Origin of the sequence: Pseudomonas sp. CAN1, assembly GCF_030462585.1 — a bacterium.
Lineage (GTDB): Bacteria > Pseudomonadota > Gammaproteobacteria > Pseudomonadales > Pseudomonadaceae > Pseudomonas.
The window spans coordinates 345,508-369,493 of the sequence record NZ_JASMRU010000001.1 but is presented as its reverse complement, the minus strand read 5'-3'; the positions used below and the strand labels follow the sequence as shown (position 1 = coordinate 369,493).

Genomic DNA, 23,986 nt, shown 5'->3' with positions numbered 1-23,986 from the left:
CCACGGAAGGATTCGCGGACAAGGTCCGCTCCTACGGGGCATTGGCCCGGCATCGGCGCTGTGCGTTTCCCCTCACCCCAGCCCTCTCCCCCTGGGGGAGGGTGAGGGCATGCCCTGGCACCCAAAGGCAGGCATCAGCGCTCGTAAAGCTCCAGCGGCAGGTCGTCCGGGTCGGCGAAGAAGGTGAAGCGCTTGCCGGTCAGTTCGTCGTCGCGGATCGGCTCGCAGGCTACGCCGTGGCTCTGCAGGTGGGCCACGGCGCTGTCCAGGTCGTCCACGGCGAAGGCCAGGTGGCGCAAGCCCTGGGCCTCGGGGTAGGACGGCCGGGTCGGGGCGCCGGGGAAGGAGAACAGCTCCAGGCGCGCATCGCCCAGCTCCAGGTCGAGCTTCCAGGAGTCGCGCGCGGTGCGGTAGGTCTCGGCGATCACCCTGAGGCCGAGGATATCCACGTAGAAGTGCTTGGAGCGCGGGTAGTCCGAGCAGATCAGGGCGACGTGGTGGAGGCTGTGCAGCAGGGCCATGGCGCATTACTTCATCTGGAGGGTGTTCGTCCTATCCTGCCAGCCGAGACGCGCGGGTCAATGCTGGCGCTGTGAAGCCGTTCGCCCGCCGCGCTGGAGCGATGGCATTGCGCCTGATAGCATCCCGCCGCCAACTCTCAATCCACGGTCGACAGGATGTCCCCCGTACGGCCGTCTACGAAAGGACTCAGCATGAAGAAGACCGCACTGGCCATCGCCATTCCCGTTGCCATCGTCGGCGCCGCCGTTGCCGGCGCCTGGTACACCGGCAGCCGCGTCGAGCAGGAAGTGAACAACGGCATCACCCAGGCCAACGAACTGCTGCAGCAGGAAGCCCCCGGCCTGGGCGCACACCTGACCCTGGTGGACATCCAGCGTGGCGTGTTCGCCAGTACCGCGCGCTACAACCTGACCTTCACCAGCAAGGAAGGCGAGGCGCCGCAGACCCTGGTCTTCACCGACCGCCTGGAGCATGGCCCCTTCCCCGCCTCGCGTCTGGCCGCCGGCCAGCTGGCGCCGGTCATGGCGCAGAGCCATTTCGCCCTGGAGCAGAACGAGCTCACCGCCCCGCTGTTCACCGCCGCCGGTGGCAAGGCGCCGCTGTTCGGCGAGCTGACCCTGCATTACGACCAGAAGCAGGAAGGCGTGATCGAAACCGCCGCCCTGGACTTCAGCAAGGACAAGGACAAGCTGCGCCTGTCGCCGGCCAAGGTGAATTTCACCGTGTCTGCCGACAAGAAGGACATGACCGCCGTCGGCAACCTGGCCGAGATCGACCTCGACTTCACCGACGAGAACAGCGGCCAGCCGGCGCGCGTCGAATTGCGTGACCTGGGCATGCAGGGCGACAAGAAGGAAAACGCCAACGGCTTCGCCCTCGGCCCGAGCTCCGCCACCATCAAGAGCCTGCACGTGAAGTCGCCGGGTGCACCGGAAGTCGAAGTGCGCGACGCCGTGGTCGAGGAAGTCCTCAAGCAGGGCGGCAAGGGCCTGGACCAGAGCGTCTCCTACCGCATCGGCAAGGTCGTGGTGCAGGGCCAGGAAATCGGCGGCGTGAAGCTCGACCTGAGCCTGCGCAACCTCGACGAAGGCGTGCTGAAGACCTTCAAGGAAACCTACAGCAAGATGGCGCTGGACAGCCTGGAAACCACCGAGCTGACCCCGCAACAGGAAGAAGAAATGAAGAAGCTCGGCCTGGCCCTGCTCGGCGGCTCGCCGGTGCTGTCGCTGGACGAGCTGTCGCTGCAGACCGCCCACGGCTTGGCCAAGGCTTCGTTCTCGGTCGACCTGCGCCAGCCTGACGCTGCCGCTGCTACCCCGGACGAGATGGCCCGCAGCATCCTCGCCGCACTCAAGGCCGACCTGAAGGTGGACAAGGCAGTGATCGGCGACATCGTCGCCCTGCAGGGTTCGCTGGGTGGCGAAGACGCCGGCAGCGTCGACCCGGTGGCGCTCAAGCAGCAGTCCGACGCCATGACCGACCTGTTCAGCGGCATGGCCCTGAACTCGCAGTGGGCCGTGCTGGACGGTAACGCGCTGTCCAGCTCGCTGGCCTACGCCAACGACCAGGTGAAGTTCAACGGCAAGGACATGAGCGTGCCGGAATTCATGGCCTTCGCCATGGGCTCCGCGCAAGGCCTGGGCCTGGGCGGCCCGGCTGCTGGTGCCGAAGAAGAGCCGCAGGAAGAAGGCGTGGAATAAGCTTCGCCTGCAACGAAAAAGCCCGGCATGCGCCGGGCTTTTTTGTGGGTGCTGGCTATGTGGGCGCGCCTGAGTTTTGCTTGCGTGCATTGGGCGCCGGCTGCTTTGGCGCTGGGCGGGTTCGCGAGCAAGCTCGCTCCTACAGAAGAGCTCGACAGCATGCCGCGACAGGCCCTCAGTGCACAAAAAAGAAAAAAGCCCGGCGCGCCGGGCTTTCTTGTGTTCTCTGTAGGAGCGAGCTTGCTCGCGAACGGCCCAGCTCCGTAGCTCTGTGTAGAAGCAGCCATGCCTGCGATCACGCGCGTGGTGCGCTCTTACACTGGAGCCAAACGTAGGATGGGTGGAGCGGAGCGATACCCATGCTGTGTTCGCGCGGAATCGATGGGTATCGCTGCGCTCCACGCCATCCTACGTAGAGCCTGATGGCAATCCTCAGCGGGCGTTACGCACACCTTCGGCCAACTGGCGGCACAGGCCGAGCACGCTCTGCACGGCGTCGGCGGAGCTGGTGGCTTCGGCGATCTTGTCGATCAGCGCCGAGCCCACCACCACGCCATCGGCCAGGCGGGCGATGTTTGCCGCGTGCTCCGGGGTACGGATGCCGAAGCCGATGGACACCGGCAGGTCGGTGTGGCGACGCAGGCGTGCCACGGCTTCCTCGACGTGGTCCAGGGTCGCCGCGCCGGCGCCGGTCACGCCGGCTACCGAAACGTAGTAGACGAAGCCCGAACTGCCTTCGAGCACGGTCGGCAGGCGCTTGTCGTCGGTGGTCGGGGTGGTCAGGCGGATGAAGTCGATGCCCGCGGCCTGGGCCGGGTGGCAGAGGTCTTCGTTGTGCTCCGGCGGCAGGTCCACGACGATCAGGCCGTCGACGCCGGCTTCCTTCGCGTCGGCGATGAACTTGTCCACGCCGTAGTAGTGGATTGGGTTGAAGTAGCCCATCAGAACCAGCGGCGTGGTGCTGTTGTCCTGGCGGAATTCGCGGACCATCTTCAGCGTCTTGGCCAGGTTCTGGCCGTTGCCCAGGGCGCGGATGTTGGCCAGCTGGATCGCCGGGCCGTCGGCCATCGGGTCGGTGAACGGCATGCCCAGTTCGATCACGTCGGCGCCGGCTCCGGGCAGGCCCTTGAGGATGTCCAGCGAGGTCGAGTAGCCCGGGTCGCCAGCGGTGATGAAGGTCACCAGGGCGGCGCGGTTCTGCTGTTTGAGTTCGGCGAAACGGGTCTGCAGGCGGCTCATGCTTGCGGCTCCTGTTGCATGTGGTGCATGACGGTCTGCATGTCCTTGTCGCCACGACCGGACAGGTTCACCACCATGATGTGGTCCTTGGGCAGGTTCGGCGCGCGCTTGAAGACTTCGGCCAGCGCGTGGGAGGACTCCAGCGCGGGGATGATGCCTTCCAGGCGGCAGCACTGGTGGAAGGCTTCCAGCGCCTCGTGGTCGGTGATCGAGGTGTACTCGACGCGACCGATGTCATGCAGCCACGCGTGTTCCGGGCCGATGCCGGGGTAGTCCAGGCCAGCGGAGATGGAGTGCGCGTCGATGATCTGGCCGTCCTCGTCCTGCAGCAGGAAGGTGCGGTTGCCGTGCAGTACGCCGGGTACGCCGCCGTTCAGGCTGGCCGCGTGCTTGCCGGTCTCGATGCCGTGGCCGGCGGCTTCGACGCCGACGATCTGCACGCCCTGGTCATCGAGGAACGGGTGGAACAGGCCCATGGCGTTGGAGCCGCCGCCGATGCAGGCGACCAGCGAATCGGGCAGGCGCCCTTCCTTCTCGGCCAGCTGCTCGCGGGTTTCCTTGCCGATCACCGCCTGGAAGTCGCGGACCATTGCCGGGTACGGGTGCGGGCCGGCCACGGTGCCGATCAGGTAGAAGGTGCTGTCGACGTTGGTCACCCAGTCGCGCAGGGCTTCGTTCATCGCGTCCTTCAGGGTGCCGGTGCCGGCGGTGACCGGGATCACTTCGGCGCCCAGCAGCTTCATGCGGAACACGTTGGCCTGCTGGCGATCGATGTCGGTGGTGCCCATGTAGATCACACACTGCAGGCCGAAGCGCGCGGCCACGGTGGCGGTGGCCACGCCGTGCATGCCGGCGCCGGTCTCGGCGATGATGCGCTGCTTGCCCATGCGCCGGGCCAGGAGGATCTGGCCGATGCAGTTGTTGATCTTGTGCGCGCCGGTGTGGTTCAGCTCTTCGCGCTTGAGGTAGATCTTCGCGCCGCCGCAGTGCTCGGTCAGGCGCTCGGCGAAGTACAGCGGGCTCGGGCGGCCGACGTAGTCGCGCTGGAAGTAGGCGAGTTCCTTCTGGAACTCCGGATCGTCCTTGGCCTTCTCGTACTCGCGGGCCAGGTCGTGGATCAGCGGCATCAGGGTCTCGGCGACGTACTGGCCGCCGAAGCTGCCGAACAGGCCCTTGGCGTCTGGACCGGTGCGCAGTGTGGACATGGGAAGGCTCCTTTATCTGTCGAAAGGTAGGTGCCGGCTGGGGGCGATCGCGGACAGAGTCCGCTCCTACAAATGGCATCAGGATACGGCTGTGTGATGACGGGGAAAAGCGATAAGATCGCCATGACCTGTCAGAAAAACTCACGGATTATTCGCCATGAGCCGAGACCTGCCGCCGCTCAATGCCCTGCGCGCCTTCGAAGCCGCTGCCCGTCTGCGTGGTGTTAGCGCGGCGGCTGATGAGCTGAGTGTCACCCACGGGGCGATCAGCCGGCAGGTTCGTCTGCTGGAGGAAGAGCTGGGCGTGACCCTGTTCGTCAAGGAAGGGCGCGGCGTAAAACTCACCGATGCCGGCGTTCGTCTGAGCGAGGTGGCCAGCGATTCCTTCGAGCGCCTGCGCAGCGTCTGCACCGAGCTGCGCCGCCAGGCGGGCGGCGACGCGCCGTTCGTCCTCGGCTGCCCCGGCAGCTTGCTTGCCCGCTGGTTCATCCCGCGCCTGGATCGCCTGAACCGCGACCTGCCGGACCTGCGCCTGCAGCTCTCCGCCAGCGACGGCGACCTCGACCCGCGACGTGGCGGCCTCGATGCCACCCTCTGCTTCGCTGCGCCGCCGTGGCCGGCGGACATGCGCGTGCTGGAGCTGGCGGTGGAAAGCATCGGCCCGGTGCTCAGCCCGCGTTCCGCACGTTTCGAGCAATTGCGTGCGGCGCCGGCCGAGGCGCTGCTGGGGGAGTCGCTGCTGCACACCGTATCGCGCCCGCAGGCTTGGCCGGAATGGGCCGCGCGCCACGGTCTCGACCCGGCGCGGCTGAAGCTGGGCCAGGGCTTCGAGCACCTCTACTACCTGCTGGAAGCCGCCGTGGCCGGCCTTGGCGTGGCCATCGCGCCGCAGCAGCTGGTGGCCGATGATCTTGCCGCCGGCCGCCTCGCCGCGCCCTGGGGCTTCGTCGAGACCACCGCGCGGCTGGCGCTGTGGGTCCCCGAGCGCCGCGCCGACCCGCGCGCCGAGCGCCTGGCGCAGTGGTTGCGCCAGGAGCTGGGCTGATTCACAGCTCTGGCGTGTATTTGACGCTGAACATCAGGTTGCGCGGATCGCCGAAGTTGTTCGCGCCATCGGCGGCGGCGAAGCCGGGCAGGTAGTAGCGCTTGTCGAACAGGTTGTTGGCGTTCACCGCCAGGTCGATTTCCCGGCTCAGGCGATAGCCCAGGCGTGCGCTCCAGACGGTGAAGCCGGGCACGTCGAACTCGCGGTCGAAGCTCACGGTATGGCTCTGGGTGACGAAGCCCAGGCCGGTGCTGACGCGGTTCAGCTCGCCCGGCAGCTGGTAGTCGGCCCACATGCGCAGCATGTGCTTGGGCGTCCACTGGCTGAACACGCGGCCCTTGTTCTCCGGGTCGTCGAGGAACCTGGTGGTGTTGTAGGTGTAGCCGGCGAACAGTTGCAGGTCGCGCACCACTTCGCCGCTGACCTCGGCTTCGATGCCCTGGCTGCGCACCTTGCCCGAGGCGTTCGAGCAGTACCAGCCGTCGCAGGCGTAGCCGGAGGCCTCGTCGATCACCGCGCGGTTCTTCTGGTCGTAGCGGAACACCGCCAGCGAGGTGTTGACCCGGCCATCGAGCAGCTCGCCCTTCAGGCCCACTTCGTAGTTGCTGCCGATCACCGGTTCGAGCATTTTCTGCTGCGCATCGCGGGCGCTCTGCGGCTCGAACACGTCGGTGTAGCTGGCGTAGGCCGACCATTCGGGCGTCAGCTCGTAGATCAGGCCGAAGTAGGGGGTGACCTCGCCGGTCTCGGTCATGCTGTCCTTGTAGTCATCGTCCGGCAGCTTGTAGGCGTAGTCGTACCAGCTGACCCGCCCACCGAGGACTGCCGTCAGCGGCTCGGCCAGCTTCACCCGCCAGCTGCTGTACAGGCCCTTCTGGCGCACGTCGTAGGCGGCGTTGGTGGAGTTGCCGCCAGGCGAGGCGAGGATGTCTTCCAGGGTCGGTTTCGGGCGGTGGTGATCGATGTCGAAGATGTTGCCGCCGGGGACGAAGCGCCGCGCATAGAAGTCGTCCGAGGTGTACTTGGAGTAGTTGCCGCCCAGGACCAGTTCCTGCTCCAGGGAGAACGCCTCGAAGTGGCCGTTGAGGTACATGTCCAGGCCGATCTTGGTGGACTCGAAGTTGGTCAGCCAGTCGGCGAAGTTCAGCCCGCTGCCATCGGGCTGCACTTCCCCGTGCATGCGCTGGTGGGTCGAGTCGTTGTGCTCGCGCATGCGCACGGCGGCGGCCTTGAAGCTCCAGTTGTCGTCGAAGCGATGGGTCAGGTCGGCGTAGACGGTGGTCTGCTCGATGTCGTTGCGATTCCAGGTGGCGCCGGAATAGGTCGAGCGCGAGAAACCGATGTCGCTGCCGTCGGGGTAGCGCGGCAGGCCGCGGACCATCGGCCGGGAGTTGAGGTCGGTGTTGCTGAAGCCGATGCCGACGGTGGTGTCCGGGCTCAGGTCGAAGTCCAGCGCGCCATACAGCGAGGTGGTCTTGCTCCACACGTAGTCGGTGAAGGAGTGAGTGTCGTTCTGGTCGGCGACCATCCGCCCGCGGATCGTCCCGGCCTCGTTCAGCGGGCCGCCGACATCGGCCTGCAGCCCGTAGTGGTCCCACGAACCGGCCTTGCCGGTGAAGGTGGCGACCGGCGTGTGCTGGCCGCGCTTGCGCACCAGGTTGATGGCGCCGCCGGGGCTGCCGGCGCCTTGCAGCAGGCCGGAGGCGCCGCGGAGGATTTCCACGCGGTCGAAGAACACCAGGTCCTGGTCCGCCCAGTTGCCCAGCACGTAGAAGTTGCGCGGGATCGGCACGCCGTCGTACTGCCAGTCGTCGATCTGGAAGCCGCGCGAGGAGATCACCATGCCCGGGCCGATGCCGGTGGCGCCGACCAGGCCGGTGCTGTGGTTCACCGCATCGCGCAGGTCGGTGATGTTCTGGTCGTCGAGCTGCTTGCGGGTGATCACGCTGACCGACTGGGGAATGTCCTTGAGCTTCTGTTCGCCCTTGCCGATGGTGGTGGCGCGCGCGGCGTAGGAGCCGCTGCCCTCGCTGGTGGCATCCAGGCCCTGGGCGGTGACGGTGGTGCTGTCCAGTTCCACGGCGCCGTCGAGCGGCGCGGCTTCGACGCTGTAGGCGCCGCTGGCGGTGACCTTCAGGCGCAGGTTGCTGCCGGCCAGGGCCTGTTCCAGCGCCTGCTCGACGCTCAAGTCGCCCTGCACGGCGGGCGCGCGCTGGTCGCGCACCAGCGCCGGGTCCAGCGAGATCACCTCGCCGCTCTGCCGGGCGATGGCGTTCAGCGTGGTGGCGAGGCTCGCGGCGGGCAGTTCGAAATGCAGCAGCGCGGGTTCGGCGGCGAACAACGAGGGAGCGTTGGCCACCAGCACGAAGGCGGTGGCGAAGGCGCGGGGCCAGGGTGAGGACACAGCAATCTCCTGAGAATTATTCGTATTCAGGAGCTAGGTGCGATGAAGTGGAAAATCCGGACAGGCGCTGCCGAAATATTTTTCTCACGTAGAAACATCAAGGCTCTCGCAGGCTGATCAGGGTCAGCCAGGGACCGAAGCGGCGCACCTGCAGCGGCAGGGTTTCGCCCAGCGCGGCCAGCGCGCGGTGAGGCTCGTCCAGCGGGAAGACACCCTGCACTCGGAGATTGCGGGCGCGTGGCTCGACGCGGACGTAGCCCGGCAGGTAGGGACGCAGCGACTCGATCACCGCTTCCAGCGGCTCGTCGGTAACGCTCAGCCGGCCGTTCAGCCAGTCGGCGCGGGCGGACTGCTCGCGCAGCGGGTGGATGCCGTCCGCGGACAGCAGCGCCGCCTCCCCTTCGCCCAGCTCGCGCGACTCGCCGTGCCCGGCCAGGCTGGCGCGGACGCTGTGCTCCAGCACCACCACGCGCGTGGCGTACTGCTCCTGGCTGACCAGGAAGCGCGTGCCCAGCGCGCGGACCTCGCCTTGGGCGCTGCGCACGATCAACGGGCGTTGCGGGTCCGGCGCCACCTGGATCACCAGCTCGCCATGGCGCAGCAGGATCAGGCGCTGGCGCGGGTCGAAGGCCAGGTCCACCGAGCTGCCGGCATTCAGGCTCAGGCGGCTGCCGTCTTCGAGGGTGAAGTTGCGCCGCTCGCCGGTGCCGGTGCGCAGGTCGGCGAGCAGGTCGCGCACCGGCGTGCTGCTGGCGGTCAGCCACAGGCCGCCGCCGAGCAGGCCGAGGCCGGCCAGGCCGCGCAGCAGCTGGCGCCTCGAGCCGTGCTGGTGCATTAGCAAATCGGCCGCGCCGGGCATGCGCCGCAGGTTGTCATAGGGCGCCCCGAGGCCGCGCTGCAGGCGCGCCCAGGCATCGGCGTGGGCCGGGTCGCTGTTCAGCCAGGCCTGCAGCTGGCGTTGCAGCCGCGCATCGGCATGGCCCGAGCGCAGCCGCACCATCCAGTCGATGGCCTGTTCTGCGGCCGTATCCAGCTGCACTTCGCTCATGGCACCAGCTCGTTGAGGTAGATCTGCCGCAGCGCCTGCTTCATGTAGCGGCCCACGGTGCGTTCGCTGACGCCCAGGCGTCGGCCGATCTCGGCATAGCCCAGACCGTCGAGCTGGCTGAACAGGAAGGCGCGGCGCACCACCTGCGGCAGGCCGTCGAGGGTGCGGTCCACCAGCAGCAGGGCTTCCAGCAGGAGGGCGCGATCTTCCGGCGAGGGCTCCAGGGCTTCGGGCTGGAGAGCCAGGTAATCCAGGTAGGCACGTTCCAGGCGCCGCCGCCGGTGACGGTCGTAGATCAGCCGGCGGGCGATGGTGGAGAGGTAGGCGCGCGGCTGCTCGATGGTCTGCGGATCGACCCTGGCGCTGAGGATCTGGCAGAACGTCTCGGCGGCCGTGTCTTCGCTGTCGGCGCGGTTATCCAGGTAGCGCTGCACGTGCTGCAGCAGCCAGCGGTGGTGGTCGCTGAAGAAGAACCCCAGCTTGCTGGAGAGTGAACCGGCCACGCGGACCATCCCTGGAAGATTAAATAAGAATGCTTCGCATTATACATTTTCGAAAAAAGACGGCAATTCGCCGCTACCGGCAATTTGCTGCACTTCTGCCCATCGACTAGGGTCCAACAGGGACACTCAACTCGCCGCACGCCGTGGAGCGTGCCTGGGAGCAAGCGATGTCGAATCACCACACCTACAAGAAGATCGAGCTGGTCGGCTCCTCGCGCACCAGCATCGAGGATGCGATCAACAACGCCCTGGCCGAAGCGGCCAAGAGCATCGACTTCATGGAGTGGTTCGAGGTGATGGACACCCGCGGGCATATCGAGAACGGCGCGGTCGGGCATTACCAGGTGTCCATCAAGGTCGGCTTCCGCATCGCCAATAGCTAGATCGCGAAACACTCGACCTTTTTTGTCACGCGCATCGACCATGCTGGTCGAGCGCGTGGATGTGCGTACCGGGGTAGCCCGGTTTTCCGGCCCGTGCGGGCCTTTTCCTGTGAAAGACGAGGGAGCGTTACCGATGAAGAAGTTCCTGATCGCTGTGGGGGTCTTCGCCCTGGCCGGCCAAGTGATGGCTGCCGGCAAGCCGTGCGAAGAACTGAAGTCGGAGATCGAGGCGAAGATCAAGGCCAAGGGCGCCACTTCGTTCAGCCTGGAAGTCGTCGACAAGGGCAACGCCGGCGGCAAGCAGGTTGTCGGCTCCTGCGAGGGCGGCACCAAGGAAATCGTCTACTCCAAGTAAGTCCCTGGGTGTGAATCGAGGCCGGGCTCCGCGAGGGGCCCGGCCTTTTTCATGGGCTTGCCTTATGTAGGAGCGAGCTTGCTCGCGAACCTGCAAGGCACCGCGCCAACCCATTCGCGTGCAATAACAATGGCGTCCCCCTCGCTCCGACCAAGCGCCCCTTAGAAAAGCTGAACCCCTGCCCTCGCGCCGCCCTCGAAAGTCCTGACTGCAACCCACGCGGAGGACGCGACATGAAGAAATCGGCATCGGCCCACTGGCAGGGCGGCCTGAAGGACGGCAAGGGCACGATCTCCACCGAGAGCGGCGCGCTCAAGGCGCAACCCTATGGCTTCAACACCCGCTTCGAGGGCGCGCCGGGCACCAACCCGGAAGAACTGATCGGCGCGGCCCACGCCGGCTGCTTCTCCATGGCCCTGTCGATGATGCTCGGCGAGGCCGGCCTGACCGCCGAGAGCATCGACACCCAGGCCGAAGTCAGCCTGGAGAAGCTCACCGATGGCTTCACCATTACCGCCGTGCACCTGACGCTGAAGGCGAAGGTGCCGGGTACCGACGCACAGACCTTCCAGGCCATCGCCGACAAGGCCAAGGCCGGCTGCCCGGTGTCGCGGGTGCTCAACGCGCGCATCACCCTGGACGCCAGCCTCGAATGAGTCAACTGGGCACTCTGTCCGCCGGTGGCGGTCCACCGTTAGGATAGGGTGCCCCGCGTTGGGGCCTTGACGAGGGAATGTGATGACGACGATGAAGTGGGCCGTGGCGACGGGCGTGGCGGTACTGCTGGCGAGCGGCGCGAGCTGGGCGGCGGTGAAGCCGTGCGCGGAGCTCAAGGCCGAGATCGAGACCAAGATCCAGGCCGCCGGGGTGACTTCCTACACCCTGGAGATCGTGGACAAGGCCGAGGTGAAGGACCCAAACATGGTGGTCGGCACCTGCGACAACGGCCAGCGGCGGATCATCTACCAGAAGAACGACAGCTGAGATCGGGGCCCGCCCCGCGAGATCGGCGGATAACGCCTGAGGCGTTATGCGCCCTACGCTGATGGTCGGTTAGAACACCCTGCCCGAGGGCGCCGCTGCCGACGGCGTAGGAGCGGACCTTGTCCGCGAAATCCGTCGCGGCGGAATGCGCGCTGGCCTGGGGATGCCTCGGGATGGCGCCTGCTCCGAGGGGTGTTTGTCTTGTGGCACCGACGCGGCGTCGGGACATCGCGGACAAGGTCCGCTCCTACAGGGTGCGGCCTGGCACGTAGGGCATCAGGTCAGAACGGCCCACACCGCACCGGCCCCTGGAAATCCGTCTTCGCCACCAGCTTGCCCTCGCTGTCGGTCAGCAAGGCCAGGGCGCTGCGCAGCTGCGGGCGCAGCTCCAGGCGGTAGCGCTGGCCGGCCGCGAAGTCGTCGTAGGTCACCTTGACCCGACAGGTCAGCTCGGCAGGGTCGTTCATCTGGCCCATGCCGCCGCCGCTGGCGATCTCGTACTGGAAGCGCACCACCAGTTCGTGGCGGCCCGGCGTCACCTGGTAGAAGCGGCCGTCGTTCACTGACTGGCCGTCCAGGCGCTCGGCCATCAGCGTGCGGCCTGCTGCGGTGTAGAGATCGATCCAGGCCATCTGCGGGTCGTGGGCGGGCAGCGGGCTGGCGCAACCGCCCAGCAGGGCGAGGCTCAGGGGGAGAAGGCCGAGCAGGTGGCGCGGGCGCATGGGGGATCACCGAAGCATGGGGTCAGCCCACAGCATACCCCGCTCAGGCTTTCGCGCAGCCCCGTTCGCGGCCGCGGGCGATCTCGCCGCCCTGGGCGTCGTAGAGCTTGGCCCAGGGGCGGAAGCCGATGCTGCCGGTCTCCAGACGGTAGCGCTGGCCGGCGCTGAACTCCTTGTACTGCACGGTCATCTCGCAGTCGCGCCAGAGCGATTCGGCGACCGGGCCGATGTCCACCGGTTCGACCTGGAACTGGAAGCGCACGCGCAGCTCATGGGAGCCGGGGTCGACCTCGAAGTAGCGGGTGCTCGACCACTCCTTGCTGTCCACTTCCATGGCGGCCAGGTCGCTCTGGCTGTTGGTGTTCAGGTCCACCCAGGCACGGTTCGGGTCGGGCTGGGGCATCAGCAGCGAACAGCCGCTCAGGGTGAGCAGGCCGGCAGGAATGAGGAGGGCGCGCATCGGGTTGGCTCCTAGGTCGAGGGGGGCGGCAGCGGGCGGGCCAGGCCCTGTGCTATGTTCCGCGCATGCCCTTCCGCCTTCTTATCCCGACACTCGACCGCCGCCTGTGCCGCTGGGTTCCCTGCCTGGCGATCTGGGCGCTGAGCGGTTGTTCCACGGTGAGCTACTACTCGCAGTTGGCGAACGGCCAGTTGCGCCTGCTCGCCGCCCGCGAGCCGGTGGCCGAAGTGGTCGCCGACAGCAGCCGCGACCCCGCGCTGCGCCAGCGCCTGGAGCAGTCCCAGGAAGCCCGCGCCTTCGCCAGCGCCAAGCTGGGCCTGCCGGACAACCAGAGCTATCGCCTGTATGCCGACATCCACCGGCCCAATGTGGTGTGGAACGTCTTCGCCACGCCGGAGTTGTCGTTGCAGCCGCTGACCCACTGCTTCCCCATTGCCGGCTGCGTTGCCTATCGCGGCTACTACGGCGCCGAGGGTGCGCAGGCCGAGGCCAAGCGCTTGAAGGCGGAAGGCTGGGACGTGTACATCGGTGGCGTGGAGGCCTACTCCACCCTCGGCTGGTTCAACGATCCGATCCTCAGCAGCATGCTGCGCTGGGGCGACCAGCGCCTGGCCGAGACCATCTTCCACGAGCTGGCGCACCAGAAGTTCTACCTGCCGGGTGACACCGCCTTCAACGAGTCCTACGCGTCCTTCGTCGAAACCGAGGGCGGCCGCCGCTGGCGTGCGGTGCGCCATCTGCCGGATGAGTCGCCACTGCTGGCCGAGCAGCGCAAGCGCTTCACCCAACTGGTGCTGGATACCCGCGAGCGCCTGCAGGCGCTCTACACCAGCCCGCGCAGTGACGCGGAAAAGCGCGCTGGCAAGCAGGCCGAGTTCGAACGGCTGCGCCGCGACTACGCGCAGATGCGCGATGCCGACTGGGGCGGCAAGGCGCCCTTCGACACCTGGGTCAACGGCCCGATGAACAACGCCAAGTTGCTGCCCTTCGGCCTTTACGACCAGTGGGTGCCGGCATTCGCCGCGCTGTTCGCCCAGGTCGGCGGTAACTGGCCGGCGTTCTATGCACGGGTGGAAAAGCTTGGGGCGATGCCGCCGGCTGAGCGCACGGCGGCGCTGGAAAAGCTGAAAGCGGGCGGCTTCGTCGACTTCCGTTGAGTGCTGCGTGGGGTTGGTTCGCGAGCAAGCTCGCTCCTACAGATCAGTGCCGGACCGCTTTTCGTAGGAGCGAGCTTGCTCGCGAACCGGTCTCAGGCTTCGGCGCTGGGCTTATTCCCTCACCCCAGCCCTCTCCCAGAGGGAGAGGGGGCCGTTCGGCATTCTGTGGATACTTCAGCTTTAGCCGACGAGCTTCACTATTCCCGCCAGCTGAGACAGTCCCCTCTCCCTACGGGAGAGGGTTAGGGTGAGGGCAAACCCTTGTGCAGGACTCCCTGTCGCGGTCGCGTGCCAACCCGTCAGACCCGCTCCACCCCTGGCATCTGCCACGTCCCGCCCACTACGCTCTGCTCCGGCCCATAGACGCGCAGGATGACGTTGAACGGTCCCTGGCGGGTCGACGGCAGCCAGTTGGCTTCGTGCTCCTTGCCCGGTAAGTCGGCCTGGATGTACAGCGTCACGCCGCCATCGGCGTCGCGTACCAGCGGGTCGCGGCTACTCAGGCAGTAGCGCTGCAGCGGGTTGTCCACCAGCTGGCGGTCGGGCAGGTCGTAGAGGGTGATCGACCAGAACTCCTTCGCCGGCGGCAACTGGCCGGGTGCGAAGCGCAGCCGGTAGTGCTGGCCGCCTTGCAGCGGCTGTTGCGTGCTGTCCTTGCCGCTGCCGAAGTAGATCGCCTCCTCCACGCTGTTGCCGTAGATGCCGCTGGCCGCCGCCACAGCGCGGCTCAGGTAGTCGTTGTGCATCGCCGCGCGGCTGCCGAACAGGCCGGCAGAAGAACGCAGCGTGGCGCCCTTGGCTTTCAACTCGGCGACACCCTGCTGGATGCCGGCGGCCAGGGCCTGGCGCTGGGCCGGGCTGAGTGCCGCCGGGTTGAACGGCAGCCCCGCGCCGATGCCGGCACGGGCGAAGCGCTGGCGCAGTTCGACTTCGCTCGGGTCCACCGGGCAGAACGCGAGTATCTGGTTCAGGTGCGGAATGAAGCCCGCGCCCAGGTCACGCGGCAGCTCCCAGGGCAGCCACTGCACCGCGGGCGCGGCCGCTGGAGCGGTGCTGCCGGCAAACTCATGCAACGGCCGCAGGCGGTACTGCTGCTGCAGTTCGCGCACCGCCGGCAGGTCGTCCGCGCTGCGCAGGCCGGTGCGGCCGAGGATCATGGCGATCTGTGTCTCGCTGCGCAGCACCTGACGGATGCCGGCCGGCTTCTCGCCCTGCCAGTTCGGCCCGGCGATCAGGTAGTCGCCCGCCTCGCGGCCGGTGCTGAGCACGCCGACATAGCCGAAGTTGAAGGTGTACTGGTCCACCAGTTGGTGCACGTAGTAGCGGTCCTCGGCCACGGCCGGCACGCTGAGCACCCAGGGCTCGGCGCGCAGGTCGAGCCAGGCCCAGGAGTAGGGCGTGTCGTTGTTGGGCGTCACCACGTCGTGGTTCTTCGGGGTGAACAGTTCGCTGTAGTGGCGGAACACACCGAAGCCGCCGACGTACTCGGGGGACGCCGGGTTCAGCGCCTGCTTTTGCATCGTCTGGTAGTGCATCAGCATCGGGTAGGCGTAGATCCACGCCTGGCGGACGATGTCCTGGAACACGGTCGGGTCGCTCTCCAGTTCGACGGGGGCGGCCAGCAGCCAGTTGGGCACGCAGCCCAGGCCGAAGCCGAGCGCACCGCTGGCGCCGAGGAAACGGCGGCGGGTCAGGATCGGGTTCATGGCTTACTCCTGGCTGGTGACGGGCTGCACGGCCGGCGGCTGGTAGTCGCCCTTGAGCGCTTTTTCCTGCGGCAGGTACATGCGCAGGATCAGGTTGAACGGCCCCTGCGGCGCCGGCAGCCAGTTGTCGGTGGTGGCCGGTTGGGCGTGCTGGATGCTCAGGGTCAGGCCGCCGTCGGCGTCCTTTTTCAGGTTGCTGGCGCTGTTGATGGCATAGCGGTTGATCGGGTTCGCCGAGAGCATCTGTGTCTTGCCGTCGTACAGGGTGACCGACCAGAAGGCGTCCACCGGCGGCAGCTGGCCAGGGGCGAAGTGCAGGCGGTAGGAGCGATTGCCGTCGAGAGGCTCGCCCTTGGCGTCGACCCGGGTGAGCGGATACATCGCTTCGGCCGGGTCGTTGGCGTAGAGGAATTTCCAGGCCACTGCCGAGCGGGTCAGGTCGTCGTTGCCGTAGTGGCCGATGTTGGTCGGCGAGTTCTGCCAGCCATTCACCGGTGCGGCGAAGCGTTCGGTCGCGGCGCGGATCTTCTCGCGGCCGTCCTCGGCGCCCTGCTCCACCGCCCTGGCGATGTCCGCCGGCAGCCGTGTGGCGTCGAAGGGTTTACCCGTGCCAACGCCGATCTGCGCGAATTGCTGCAGGTGCTGCTGCTCCTCGGGGCTCCAGGCGTGCCAGGCAGACAAGCCGTTGAAGTCGACGAAAGCGTTCTGCGCCGGGCCGTCCTTGGTTGGCTGGTACGCGGGAACGTCCATCTTGTGCGGCAGCAGGGTCGGCTTGGTGCTGCGCAGCTTGTAGCCGTCCATCACTGCCTTGGCGGCGTCGAGATCGGCCTCGCCGTCCACCGCCGTGCGGCCCAGGAGGAAGACGATGCGGCTGGGCGAGCGGATCACCTTGCCGTGGAAGTCCTCCGGGGGCTTGCCGTCCCAGTCCGGGCCGGCGATCAGGAAGCTGCCCGCCGCGCGCCCGGTGGCGCGGGTGCCGATGTAGTCGAGGTTGTTGGTGCGCATGTCGATCAGCTGGAAGCTGTAGTAGCGCTGCGGCACCGCAGGCACGTCGAGGACCACCGGGTGCTCGCGCAGGTCGAGCAGGGCGTAGGAGTACAGCGTGTCGTTGTTCGGCGAGACCACGGTGCGGTCTTCCGGGCCGAGCAGGGTGGTCTTGTTGTACAGGTAGTTCACCGGCAGCTTGGCGGCGATGGCCTGCAGGGTCTTGCCGTGCTCGGCGGTGGCGAAGCTGAACAGGTAGGCCTGTTCGGCCAGGTCGCGGGCCTGCTGCGCGGTGGGCGCGGCGGCCCAGGCGTGGCCGGCGAGCAGGGGGAGCAGGGCGAGGGCGGGCAGCCTGTGGCGCATGACGTTTTCCTCATTGTTCTTGTTGGCATGTCACCGGCCAGATTGCGCCAGTGCGCCGCGCTGGCGGTTAGCGCCAGCGGACAGAAAACGATCATCGCCGCCGGCGTTTCACTCCGCGCGGTCGGGGCTGTGCAGCGGCAGGTCCAGCTGCACCCGGCGCCGCAGCCACGGGCTGGGCCGGTAACGTGCTTCGCCGTAGCAGGCCTGCAGGCCCTGGAGGATGGTGAGGATGCGCGCCGCGCCGTAGTGCTCGCCGAACGCCAGCGGGCCCAGCGGATAACCCAGCGCCAGTTGTACCGCGCGGTCCAGCGTTACCGGTGTGGCGATGCCGCGCTGGGCGATCTCGCCGCCCAGATTGACGATGCCGGCGACCACCCGCTGGCTGATGAAACCGGGCGAATCGTTGATCACCTCCACCGGCACGCCGTCGCTGCCCAGCGCCTGGCGCGCCTGGGCTTCGAGCTGCGGGTCGAGCGCCGGCTGGCGCATCAGCACGCGGCGGCGGTCCAGTTCAGTGAAGGTCTCCAGCGCCAGGCTGCGTTCCGGCGGCAGGCCGAGGGCGTCGATGCGCGTGCTGGCGTCCACGCCCAGCGGGGTGACCAGGCAGATGGCGCGCGACGACGGCGCTTCGCCGGTCTCCAGCACCACGCCGCCCAACGTGAGGATTGCCGCCACGCGGTGGCGCAGCTCCGGGTCCTGGCTGTCGAGCCAGTACGGACGATTGAGCAGCACGGTTTCGTACTGTTCTTCCGGCTCGCGCACGGCCTGGCCGTCGCGATAGCGGTAGAAGCCTTCGCCACTCTTGCGCCCCAGCAAGCCGCCGGCGACGCGTTGTGCAGCCAGCGGCGAAGGGGTGTAGCGCGGGTCCTGGTAGAACTGCTGGTAGAGCGATTCCATCACCGCGTGGGAGACGTCCAGGCCGGTCAGGTCGAGCAGCTCGAAGGGCCCCATGCGGAAGCCCACGCCGTCGCGCAGGATGCGGTCGATCTGCGCCGGGCTGGCGATGCCTTCGCCGAGGATGCGCAGGGCTTCGGTGCTGAAGGCGCGGCCGGCATGGTTGACGATGAAGCCGGGGCTGTCCGGCGATACCGCCGGGTAGTGCCCGGCCTGCTCCGCCAGCCGGCTCAGGCGGCGCACCACCGACTCGCTGGTGCGCTGGCCGCGCACCACCTCGACGATGCGCATCAGCGTCACCGGGTTGAAGAAGTGAAAGCCGGCGACCCGCTCCGGGTGCTGGCAGCGTGCGGCGATGCGGGTGACCGACAGCGACGAAGTATTGCTCGCCAGCACGGCGTCCGGCGCCACGCGTTTTTCCAGCTCGGCGAGCAGCGCCTGCTTGGCGCCGAGGTCCTCGATGATGGCTTCGATCAGCAGGTCGCAGTCGGCCAGTTCGTCGAGGCTGTGGGTCGGCAGCAGGCGCTGCATCGTCGCACCCAGCTCGTCGGCGGCGAGCTTGCCCTTGGCTACCGCGCGCTCCAGCAACTCGCGGTTGAAGGCCAGGGCCTGCTCCACGGTCTGTGGGTTGCTGTCGTACAGCCGCACCGGCCAGCCTGCGCTGGCGAACAGTTGGGCGATGCCGCGGCCCATGGCCCCGGCGCCGATCACGCCGATACGGTGGAAGGACTCGGTCATGCTGCGGGTCTCGTCGTGCGCACCTGCATCAACCATAGACGTTGTGCTCACAGGGTGGACCTTTTGGCCAGTTCCAGGTCGCGCAGCTGCCGACGCAACAGCTTGCCGACGCTGGTCTTGGGCAGCTCGTCGAGCACCTCGACGAAGCTCGGCACCTTGTAGCCGGTGAGGTGCTCGCGGCAGTGGGCGATGATCTGCGCCGGCGCCAGGGTGTCGTCCTTGAGGCTGACGAACAGCTTCACCGATTCGCCCTTGCGCTCGTCCGGCACGCCGATGGCCACGCACTCGCGCACGCCGGGGTGGCGCATCACTGCGTCTTCCACCTCGTTGGGGAACACGTTGAAGCCGGAGACCAGGATCATGTCCTTCTTGCGGTCGACGATCTTCAGCATGCCGTTGGCGTCCAGCTCAGCGATGTCGCCGGTCTTCAGCCAGCCATCGGCGGTCAGCACCTGGGCGCTTTCCTCCGGGCGCTGCCAGTAGCCCTGCATCACCTGCGGGCCGCGCAGCCACAGCTCGCCCGGCTGGTCGGGACCGGTGTCGTTGCCCGCCTCGTCCACGGTGCGCAGCTCGGTATCCACCAGCGCCTGGCCGACGTATCCCTCGCGGTAGGGGCTCAGCAGCGTGCCGGTGGAGACCACCGGCGAGGCTTCGGTGAGGCCGAAACCTTCGCGCACCGGTGCGCCGGTCAACGCTTCCCAGCGCCGGCCGACTTCGCGGTTCAGCGGCGCGCCGCCGGAGGTCACCCACTTCAGGTGGCTGAAGTCGATGCCGGGGAAATCCGCGTGGTTCATCAGGCCGACGAACAGGGTGTTGATCCCGCTCATCAGGGTGAAGGGGTAGCGGCGCATGGCGCCGAGGATTTCGTCGAGGTTGCGGCCGTCGCGGATGAACACCGTGTGCAGGCCCATGCCCACCGAGGACAGCAGGTTCGTCGAGAACGCCATGATGTGGTACAGCGGCAACGGCGCGATGCGCACGTCGGTGGCCGGCTCCAGCAGGCCGGGGCGCAGGAACAGCTCCAGGGTCTGCACGACGTTGGCGATCAGGCTGCGGTGGCTGAGCATCGCGCCCTTGGAGACACCGGTGGTGCCGCCGGTGTACTGCAGCAGGGCGAGGCGATCCAGGCCCGCCTCGGCCTCAACTGGCGGCGCTTCGGCACCCAGGCGCAGGGCCTGCTGGAAGCGCGTGCAGTCGGCCTCGTCGCTGTCGAACTGCGGGCGCTCGATATCGTCGCTGGAGGTCAGCAGCACCTGGCGGATGTCGCTGTGCGCCTGCACGCCGCGCAGCAGCGGCAACAGACGATCGAGCAGCAGCACGGCGCTGGCGCCGGAGTCGGCCAGCTGGTGGCGCAGCTCGCTGGCGGTGTATTGCGGGTTGGTGTTCACCAGCACCACGCCGGCCTTCAGCGCACCGAAGGTGGCGATCGGGTACTGCAGGGAGTTGGGCAGCATCAGCGCCAGGCGGTCGCCGGGTTGCAGGCCGGCGTGGTGGCGCAGGTAGCGGGCGAAGGCATCGGTCTGGCGCTCCAGCTCGGCGAAGCTCAGGTGGCTGTCGCCGCAGGAGAACGCCTGGCGCTCGGGGAACTGGCGACAGGCATCGCGCAGCAGGTCGTGGAGGTTCTGGTAGGCGTGACGGGTGATCTCGCGGGCCACGTGACCGGTCGGTTGAGCGGACATCGACTTCTCCGTTGCTTTTTCCGAGCCTGGATCGGCTCTGGCTTCGAATTGTTGTTCTGCACAGCGAAACAGTGTGTCGAAATCGATGGTATGCGATAGGCTAGCTCCGTGCAACGAGCACACGCGGACCGCTGGGTGGCGTTGGGGCGATCTGCTATCGTTCGCCCGCGCCGCCCGTGGCGCCGCCACACAGTTCCCCCGCCGAGGCCCCATGAGCGACGAAGTCGAAGACAGCAGCAACCCCAAGGACCGCAAGTACGTCGAGGCACTCGCCCGCGGACTGGACGTGCTGCGCGCTTTCACCCACGGCTCGGTGGTGCTCGGCAACCAGGAAATCTCGCGGATCACCGGCCTGCCCAAGGCGACGGTGTCGCGCATGACCTACACCCTCACCCAGCTCGGCTACCTCTGCTACTCGCAGCAGCACGAGAAGTACCAGCTGGACTCCGGCGTGCTGGCGCTGGGTTACGCCTACGTTTCCAACCTGCGCGTACGCCAGCTGGCCAAGCCGTACATGGACGCCTTCGCCCGTCGCACCAACACCACGGTCGGCCTGACCTGCCGCGATTGGCTGTCGATGATCTACGTGGAAAACTGCCGCCCGCCGGAAGCCACTTCGCTGCGCATGGACGCCGGTGTGCGCCTGCCGCTGGCGACCACTGCTGCCGGCCGCGCGTACCTTGCTGCGACTCCGGAGCAGGAGCGCGAGCATCTGTTGTCGGCCCTGCAGGAGCGCCATGAGGGCGATTGGTCGGTCATGCGTGCTTCGCTGGAGGCGTCCTTCGAGGAGTTCCGCCAGCATGGTTTCTGCCTGTCCCTCGGCGACTGGGACCGCAACGTGCGTGCGGCCGGCGTGCCGCTGCGCCTGGCCGACGGCGGGCTGATGGCGCTGACCTGCGGGGCGCCGTCGTTCCAGCTCAGCGAGGAGACGCTGCGTGGGTCGCTGGCGCATGAGCTGGAGATTCTGGCGCGGGATATCGAGAGTCTTGGGGCCTGATCGTCCGCAAGCTTTTGTAGGAGCGGAGCTTCTCCGCGACATCCATCGCGGCTGACTCGGTGCTCTACTGAACGACGGCGTCATGCGCTCACGTAGGAGCGGACTCCGTCCGCGATGTGTCAGCCTCACGCCTTGTTTCCCGCGTCGCTTCGGCGTGCGCGCGAGCATTTTGTTTCGCCCCCTCGGGCGACCCACTTTGAAAATACGGATGGCCGCCCCACCCAAAGTAGGCAAAGGTCTTGCCCCTCCATCCGGTTTTTCGCCTAGGCGAAAAATACCCTCGTTGAATCGAAGTTTCAGGGGCACGAACTAGGCGTCCCCCCACGAAGGGCCATCCCTGGCCCATCGTGGCTCTCGCGACATCCATGCCGCTCAACCCCTGAAACTCCAATTCAACGAGGCCTCCTGAAAGGGGCCGTCCGGAGTGCGCGGATGTTTCCCTGGAAACCGCTTTGGGCTTTGTAGGAGCGAGCTTGCTCGCGAACCGCCCAGCACCGAAGTCGCCGGGGAATCCGTTCGCGAGCAAGCTCGCTCCTACAAAGAGACGGCGGTGCGCCTTAGGCGACTTCCATCAACCCCGCATAAACCTTCAGGTGATGATCGTCGTCCCCCAGCTGGTGGCTGAGCATCACCAGGCGCTTGGCGTGGTGCGCGAGGACGTATTCCCAGGTCATGCCGATGCCGCCGTGCAGCTGGATCGCCTGCTCGGCCACGAAACGCGCTGCGCGGGTGACGATGAACTTGGCCGCCGCCAGGGTGCGGCTGCGCTCGGCGCTGTCGGGCTGGTCGGCGACGCAGGCGGCGAGGATCGCCATGCTGGTGGCCTGTTCCAGCTCGCTGCGCATGTCCACCATGCGGTGCTGCAGGACCTGGAACTTGCCGATCGGCATGCCGAACTGCTTGCGCGTCTTCAGGTAGTCCAGGGTCAGCGCGCAGGCTTCCTGCAGGCTGCCGAGGGCTTCGGCGCACTGCGCGGCGATGGCGCGGCCCTGTTGATAACGCAACGCCGGCAGTGCCTCGCCAGGCGTGCCGAGGGCTTCGCCGCTGGCGCCGTCGAGGAACAGCTCGCAGGCGCGCTGGCCGTCCACCGTCGGGTACTCGCGGCGGCTGACGCCGGCCTGCTGCGGATCGACGAGGAACAGGCCGATGCCGGCCTCGTCCCGCGCGTTGCCGGACACCCGCGCCGAGACCAGGATCGCCGTGGCGCTCTGCCCGCCGATCACCACTGCCTTGCGCCCGCTCAGCTTCCAGCCGTTGCCGACCTGCTCCGCGCGAGTCTGCACGTCGTGCAGCTGGTAGTGGCTCTGCGGCTCTTCCAGCGCGACCGCCAGTTGCGCTTCGCCGCTGGCGATGCGTGGCAGCCAATGGTCTTTCTGCGCGTCGCTGCCCTGCTGGGCGATCAGTCCGCCGCCGTGCACCACCGATTGCAGGTAGGGCTCCAGGCACAGGCCGCGGCCCAGCTCGGTGAGCACCAGCATGCTTTCCACGCCGCCGCCGAAGCCGCCGTGGCTTTCCGGCAGCGACACCGAGGTCAGCCCCAGCTCGCCGAGCTGGCGCCAGAACTCGGCGCTGTAGCCCAGCTCGCTCTTGCTGAAACCCTCGCGCTTGTCGAACGGGTAAGCGTCACGGACCAGGCGGGCCGCGGTGTCCTGCAGCATCTGCTGCTCTTCGCTCAGTTTGAAGTCCATGGTCCTGGCCTCACAGCTCGAGAATCATCTTGGAGACGATGTTCTTCTGGATTTCGTTGGAGCCGCCGAAGATCGACAGCTTGCGCAGGTTGAAGTACTGGCTGGCCGGCGCGGCCGAGTAGTCTGCGTGCAGCGCCTCGCTGCCCAGCTCGAATTCGTCTTCGATGAAGGGCAGCGCATAGGGGCCGAGCACCTTGCGCAGCAGGTGGCTGATCGCCTGGCGGATCTCCGTGCCCTTCACCTTCAGGATCGAGCTTTCCGCGCCCGGCACGCCGCCTTCGCGGGCGGCGGCGAGGATGCGCAGGGTGCTCATCTCGATGGCCATCAGCTGCATCTCCACCTCCGCCACCTGGGCGCGGAACAGCGGGTCTTCGAGCATCGGTTTGCCGTCGCACAGCTCACGGCTGGCGACCTGCTTCAGGTGGGCGAGCACTGCCTTGGACGCGCCGATACCGGCGAGGCCGGTGCGCTCGTAGGTCAGCAGGTACTTGGCGCAGGTCCAGCCTTCGTTCTCGCGGCCGACCAGGTTCTGCACCGGCACGCGCACGTTGTCGAAGAACACTTCGTTGACCTCGTGCTCACCGTCCAGGGTGATGATCGGGCGCACGGTGATGCCGGGGCTCTGCATGTCGATCAGCAGGAAGCTGATGCCGCGCTGCTGCTGGGCCTCGGGGTCAGTGCGCACCAGGCAGAAGATCCAGTCGGCGTGCTGGCCGAGGGTGGTCCAGGTTTTCTGGCCGTTCACCACATATTCGTCGCCGTCGCGCACCGCGCGGGTTTTCAGCGAAGCGAGGTCGGAGCCGGCGCCCGGCTCGGAGTAGCCCTGGCACCACCAGTCGGTGCCGTCGAGGATGCGCGGCAGGTAGTGCGCCTGCTGTTCCGGCGTGCCGAACTTGATGAGCACCGGGGCGACCATGTTGACGCCGAAGGGGATGGTGCGCGGCGCGCCGAAGGCGGCGCATTCCTCTTCGAAGATGTGCTTCTGCACGGCGTTCCAGCCGGTGCCGCCGAACGCCTCCGGCCAGTGCGTGGCGTACCAGCCCTGCTCGGCGAGCACGCGCTGCCAGCGCTGGTGGTCGCCCTTGTTCAGGTGTTTGCCCAGGCGCACCTTGCTGGCGATGTCCTTGGGCAGCTTGGTTTCCAGGAAGTGGCGGACGTCATCGCGGAACGCCAGTTCGTCGGGAGTGAAGTGGATGTCCATGGCGGGTCC

22 protein-coding genes are annotated in these 23,986 nt (G+C 67.4%); 8 read left to right on the top strand and 14 right to left on the bottom strand.

What is annotated here, in order from left to right; all coding sequences use genetic code 11:
- Positions 1-134 precede the first annotated feature (134 nt).
- Positions 135-521, bottom strand: coding sequence for a VOC family protein (locus tag QO207_RS01760; RefSeq protein WP_301479028.1), 387 nt, complete (start codon positions 519-521; stop codon positions 135-137).
- Positions 522-713: 192 nt separating this feature from the next.
- On the opposite strand from QO207_RS01760, the gene QO207_RS01755 reads away from it, so the two are divergent.
- Positions 714-2,222, top strand: a complete 1,509-nt coding sequence (locus QO207_RS01755) for a YdgA family protein (protein ID WP_301479027.1) — start codon at positions 714-716, stop codon at positions 2,220-2,222.
- Positions 2,223-2,654: 432 nt separating this feature from the next.
- Here QO207_RS01755 and trpA read toward each other — a convergent pair whose 3' ends face one another.
- Complete coding sequence (gene trpA, locus QO207_RS01750) at positions 2,655-3,461, bottom strand: tryptophan synthase subunit alpha (protein WP_301479026.1); 807 nt, start codon at positions 3,459-3,461, stop codon at positions 2,655-2,657.
- Positions 3,458-4,666, bottom strand: coding sequence for a tryptophan synthase subunit beta (gene trpB, locus QO207_RS01745; RefSeq protein ID WP_301479025.1), 1,209 nt, complete (start codon positions 4,664-4,666; stop codon positions 3,458-3,460). Before trpB ends, trpA begins: the two co-directional genes overlap by 4 nt.
- 157 nt (positions 4,667-4,823) lie before the next feature.
- Here trpB and QO207_RS01740 point away from each other — a divergent pair, with 157 nt between their 5' ends.
- Positions 4,824-5,711 carry a LysR family transcriptional regulator gene (locus tag QO207_RS01740; protein ID WP_301479024.1) on the top strand — a complete coding sequence of 296 codons (888 nt, stop codon included), beginning with the start codon at positions 4,824-4,826 and terminating at the stop codon, positions 5,709-5,711.
- Between the two features lies 1 nt (position 5,712).
- On the opposite strand, the gene QO207_RS01735 is transcribed toward QO207_RS01740, so the two are convergent.
- From QO207_RS01735 to QO207_RS01725, 3 genes are all read right to left on the bottom strand, one after another.
- A complete protein-coding gene (locus tag QO207_RS01735) occupies positions 5,713-8,076 on the bottom strand; it encodes a TonB-dependent siderophore receptor (protein ID WP_301479408.1) in 2,364 nt (787 codons plus the stop codon).
- A gap of 136 nt (positions 8,077-8,212) precedes the next feature.
- Positions 8,213-9,163, bottom strand: coding sequence for a FecR family protein (locus QO207_RS01730; RefSeq protein WP_301479023.1), 951 nt, complete (start codon positions 9,161-9,163; stop codon positions 8,213-8,215).
- Positions 9,160-9,675 (bottom strand): sigma-70 family RNA polymerase sigma factor, encoded by a 516-nt coding sequence (locus QO207_RS01725; RefSeq protein ID WP_243778724.1) that lies wholly within the window; start codon positions 9,673-9,675, stop codon positions 9,160-9,162. Before QO207_RS01725 ends, QO207_RS01730 begins: the two co-directional genes overlap by 4 nt.
- 158 nt (positions 9,676-9,833) lie before the next feature.
- Between QO207_RS01725 and QO207_RS01720 the strand changes: the two genes are divergently transcribed.
- The 4 genes from QO207_RS01720 (at position 9,834) to QO207_RS01705 (ending at position 11,388) form a co-directional block, all read left to right on the top strand.
- Entirely contained in the window at positions 9,834-10,049 is a 216-nt protein-coding gene (locus QO207_RS01720) for a dodecin (RefSeq protein WP_301479022.1), read from the top strand.
- Positions 10,050-10,182: 133 nt separating this feature from the next.
- A complete protein-coding gene (locus QO207_RS01715) occupies positions 10,183-10,404 on the top strand; it encodes a DUF1161 domain-containing protein (protein WP_301479021.1) in 222 nt (73 codons plus the stop codon).
- A gap of 233 nt (positions 10,405-10,637) precedes the next feature.
- Positions 10,638-11,060, top strand: coding sequence for an OsmC family protein (locus QO207_RS01710; protein ID WP_301479020.1), 423 nt, complete (start codon positions 10,638-10,640; stop codon positions 11,058-11,060).
- Positions 11,061-11,151: 91 nt separating this feature from the next.
- A complete protein-coding gene (locus QO207_RS01705) occupies positions 11,152-11,388 on the top strand; it encodes a DUF1161 domain-containing protein (RefSeq protein ID WP_301479406.1) in 237 nt (78 codons plus the stop codon).
- 281 nt (positions 11,389-11,669) lie between these two features.
- On the opposite strand, the gene QO207_RS01700 is transcribed toward QO207_RS01705, so the two are convergent.
- Together QO207_RS01700 and QO207_RS01695 are read right to left on the bottom strand one after the other, a co-directional pair.
- Positions 11,670-12,110 (bottom strand): hypothetical protein, encoded by a 441-nt coding sequence (locus tag QO207_RS01700; RefSeq protein ID WP_301479019.1) that lies wholly within the window; start codon positions 12,108-12,110, stop codon positions 11,670-11,672.
- A 43-nt stretch (positions 12,111-12,153) separates the two neighbouring features.
- The gene (locus QO207_RS01695; RefSeq protein ID WP_301479018.1) at positions 12,154-12,570 is read right to left on the bottom strand and encodes a hypothetical protein; all 417 of its coding nucleotides are present in this window, start codon (positions 12,568-12,570) and stop codon (positions 12,154-12,156) included.
- 65 nt (positions 12,571-12,635) lie between these two features.
- Between QO207_RS01695 and QO207_RS01690 the strand changes: the two genes are divergently transcribed.
- Positions 12,636-13,727 carry an aminopeptidase gene (locus QO207_RS01690; RefSeq protein WP_301479017.1) on the top strand — a complete coding sequence of 364 codons (1,092 nt, stop codon included), beginning with the start codon at positions 12,636-12,638 and terminating at the stop codon, positions 13,725-13,727.
- 299 nt (positions 13,728-14,026) lie between these two features.
- Here QO207_RS01690 and QO207_RS01685 read toward each other — a convergent pair whose 3' ends face one another.
- The 4 genes from QO207_RS01685 to QO207_RS01670 all read right to left on the bottom strand — a co-directional run bounded on the left by QO207_RS01685 (position 14,027) and on the right by QO207_RS01670 (position 20,091).
- Positions 14,027-15,433, bottom strand: a complete 1,407-nt coding sequence (locus tag QO207_RS01685; protein WP_301479016.1) for a DUF1254 domain-containing protein — start codon at positions 15,431-15,433, stop codon at positions 14,027-14,029.
- 3 nt (positions 15,434-15,436) lie between these two features.
- A complete protein-coding gene (locus QO207_RS01680) occupies positions 15,437-16,780 on the bottom strand; it encodes a DUF1254 domain-containing protein (RefSeq protein WP_301479015.1) in 1,344 nt (447 codons plus the stop codon).
- Positions 16,781-16,888: 108 nt separating this feature from the next.
- A complete protein-coding gene (locus tag QO207_RS01675) occupies positions 16,889-18,412 on the bottom strand; it encodes a 3-hydroxyacyl-CoA dehydrogenase (protein ID WP_301479014.1) in 1,524 nt (507 codons plus the stop codon).
- 47 nt (positions 18,413-18,459) lie between these two features.
- Positions 18,460-20,091 (bottom strand): AMP-binding protein, encoded by a 1,632-nt coding sequence (locus QO207_RS01670; protein WP_301479013.1) that lies wholly within the window; start codon positions 20,089-20,091, stop codon positions 18,460-18,462.
- Between the two features lie 211 nt (positions 20,092-20,302).
- Here QO207_RS01670 and QO207_RS01665 point away from each other — a divergent pair, with 211 nt between their 5' ends.
- On the top strand, positions 20,303-21,088 hold the full coding sequence (locus tag QO207_RS01665) for an IclR family transcriptional regulator (protein ID WP_081518930.1): 786 nt from the start codon (positions 20,303-20,305) through the stop codon (positions 21,086-21,088).
- A 557-nt stretch (positions 21,089-21,645) separates the two neighbouring features.
- Here QO207_RS01665 and QO207_RS01660 read toward each other — a convergent pair.
- Both QO207_RS01660 and QO207_RS01655 read right to left on the bottom strand, forming a co-directional pair.
- Complete coding sequence (locus QO207_RS01660; RefSeq protein WP_301479012.1) at positions 21,646-22,776, bottom strand: acyl-CoA dehydrogenase family protein; 1,131 nt, start codon at positions 22,774-22,776, stop codon at positions 21,646-21,648.
- Positions 22,777-22,786: 10 nt separating this feature from the next.
- Entirely contained in the window at positions 22,787-23,977 is a 1,191-nt protein-coding gene (locus tag QO207_RS01655; RefSeq protein WP_301479011.1) for an acyl-CoA dehydrogenase family protein, read from the bottom strand.
- Positions 23,978-23,986 lie beyond the last annotated feature (9 nt).

Bases quoted from the DNA above. Each gene is read 5' to 3' on its own strand.
- QO207_RS01760 (WP_301479028.1), bottom strand. From the start codon at position 521: ATGGCCCTGCTGCACAGCCTCCACCACGTCGCCCTGATCTGCTCGGAC.
- QO207_RS01685 (WP_301479016.1), bottom strand. From the start codon at position 15,433: ATGAACCCGATCCTGACCCGCCGCCGTTTCCTCGGCGCCAGCGGTGCG.
- QO207_RS01695 (WP_301479018.1), bottom strand. From the start codon at position 12,570: ATGCGCGCCCTCCTCATTCCTGCCGGCCTGCTCACCCTGAGCGGCTGT.
- QO207_RS01705 (WP_301479406.1), top strand. From the start codon at position 11,152: ATGAAGTGGGCCGTGGCGACGGGCGTGGCGGTACTGCTGGCGAGCGGC.
- QO207_RS01670 (WP_301479013.1), bottom strand. From the start codon at position 20,091: ATGTCCGCTCAACCGACCGGTCACGTGGCCCGCGAGATCACCCGTCAC.
- QO207_RS01720 (WP_301479022.1), top strand. From the start codon at position 9,834: ATGTCGAATCACCACACCTACAAGAAGATCGAGCTGGTCGGCTCCTCG.
- trpA (WP_301479026.1), bottom strand. From the start codon at position 3,461: ATGAGCCGCCTGCAGACCCGTTTCGCCGAACTCAAACAGCAGAACCGC.
- QO207_RS01755 (WP_301479027.1), top strand. From the start codon at position 714: ATGAAGAAGACCGCACTGGCCATCGCCATTCCCGTTGCCATCGTCGGC.
- QO207_RS01725 (WP_243778724.1), bottom strand. From the start codon at position 9,675: ATGGTCCGCGTGGCCGGTTCACTCTCCAGCAAGCTGGGGTTCTTCTTC.
- QO207_RS01710 (WP_301479020.1), top strand. From the start codon at position 10,638: ATGAAGAAATCGGCATCGGCCCACTGGCAGGGCGGCCTGAAGGACGGC.
- QO207_RS01675 (WP_301479014.1), bottom strand. From the start codon at position 18,412: ATGACCGAGTCCTTCCACCGTATCGGCGTGATCGGCGCCGGGGCCATG.
- QO207_RS01665 (WP_081518930.1), top strand. From the start codon at position 20,303: ATGAGCGACGAAGTCGAAGACAGCAGCAACCCCAAGGACCGCAAGTAC.
- QO207_RS01730 (WP_301479023.1), bottom strand. From the start codon at position 9,163: ATGAGCGAAGTGCAGCTGGATACGGCCGCAGAACAGGCCATCGACTGG.
- QO207_RS01655 (WP_301479011.1), bottom strand. From the start codon at position 23,977: ATGGACATCCACTTCACTCCCGACGAACTGGCGTTCCGCGATGACGTC.
- QO207_RS01700 (WP_301479019.1), bottom strand. From the start codon at position 12,110: ATGCGCCCGCGCCACCTGCTCGGCCTTCTCCCCCTGAGCCTCGCCCTG.
- QO207_RS01660 (WP_301479012.1), bottom strand. From the start codon at position 22,776: ATGGACTTCAAACTGAGCGAAGAGCAGCAGATGCTGCAGGACACCGCG.
- QO207_RS01740 (WP_301479024.1), top strand. From the start codon at position 4,824: ATGAGCCGAGACCTGCCGCCGCTCAATGCCCTGCGCGCCTTCGAAGCC.
- QO207_RS01690 (WP_301479017.1), top strand. From the start codon at position 12,636: ATGCCCTTCCGCCTTCTTATCCCGACACTCGACCGCCGCCTGTGCCGC.
- trpB (WP_301479025.1), bottom strand. From the start codon at position 4,666: ATGTCCACACTGCGCACCGGTCCAGACGCCAAGGGCCTGTTCGGCAGC.
- QO207_RS01715 (WP_301479021.1), top strand. From the start codon at position 10,183: ATGAAGAAGTTCCTGATCGCTGTGGGGGTCTTCGCCCTGGCCGGCCAA.
- QO207_RS01680 (WP_301479015.1), bottom strand. From the start codon at position 16,780: ATGCGCCACAGGCTGCCCGCCCTCGCCCTGCTCCCCCTGCTCGCCGGC.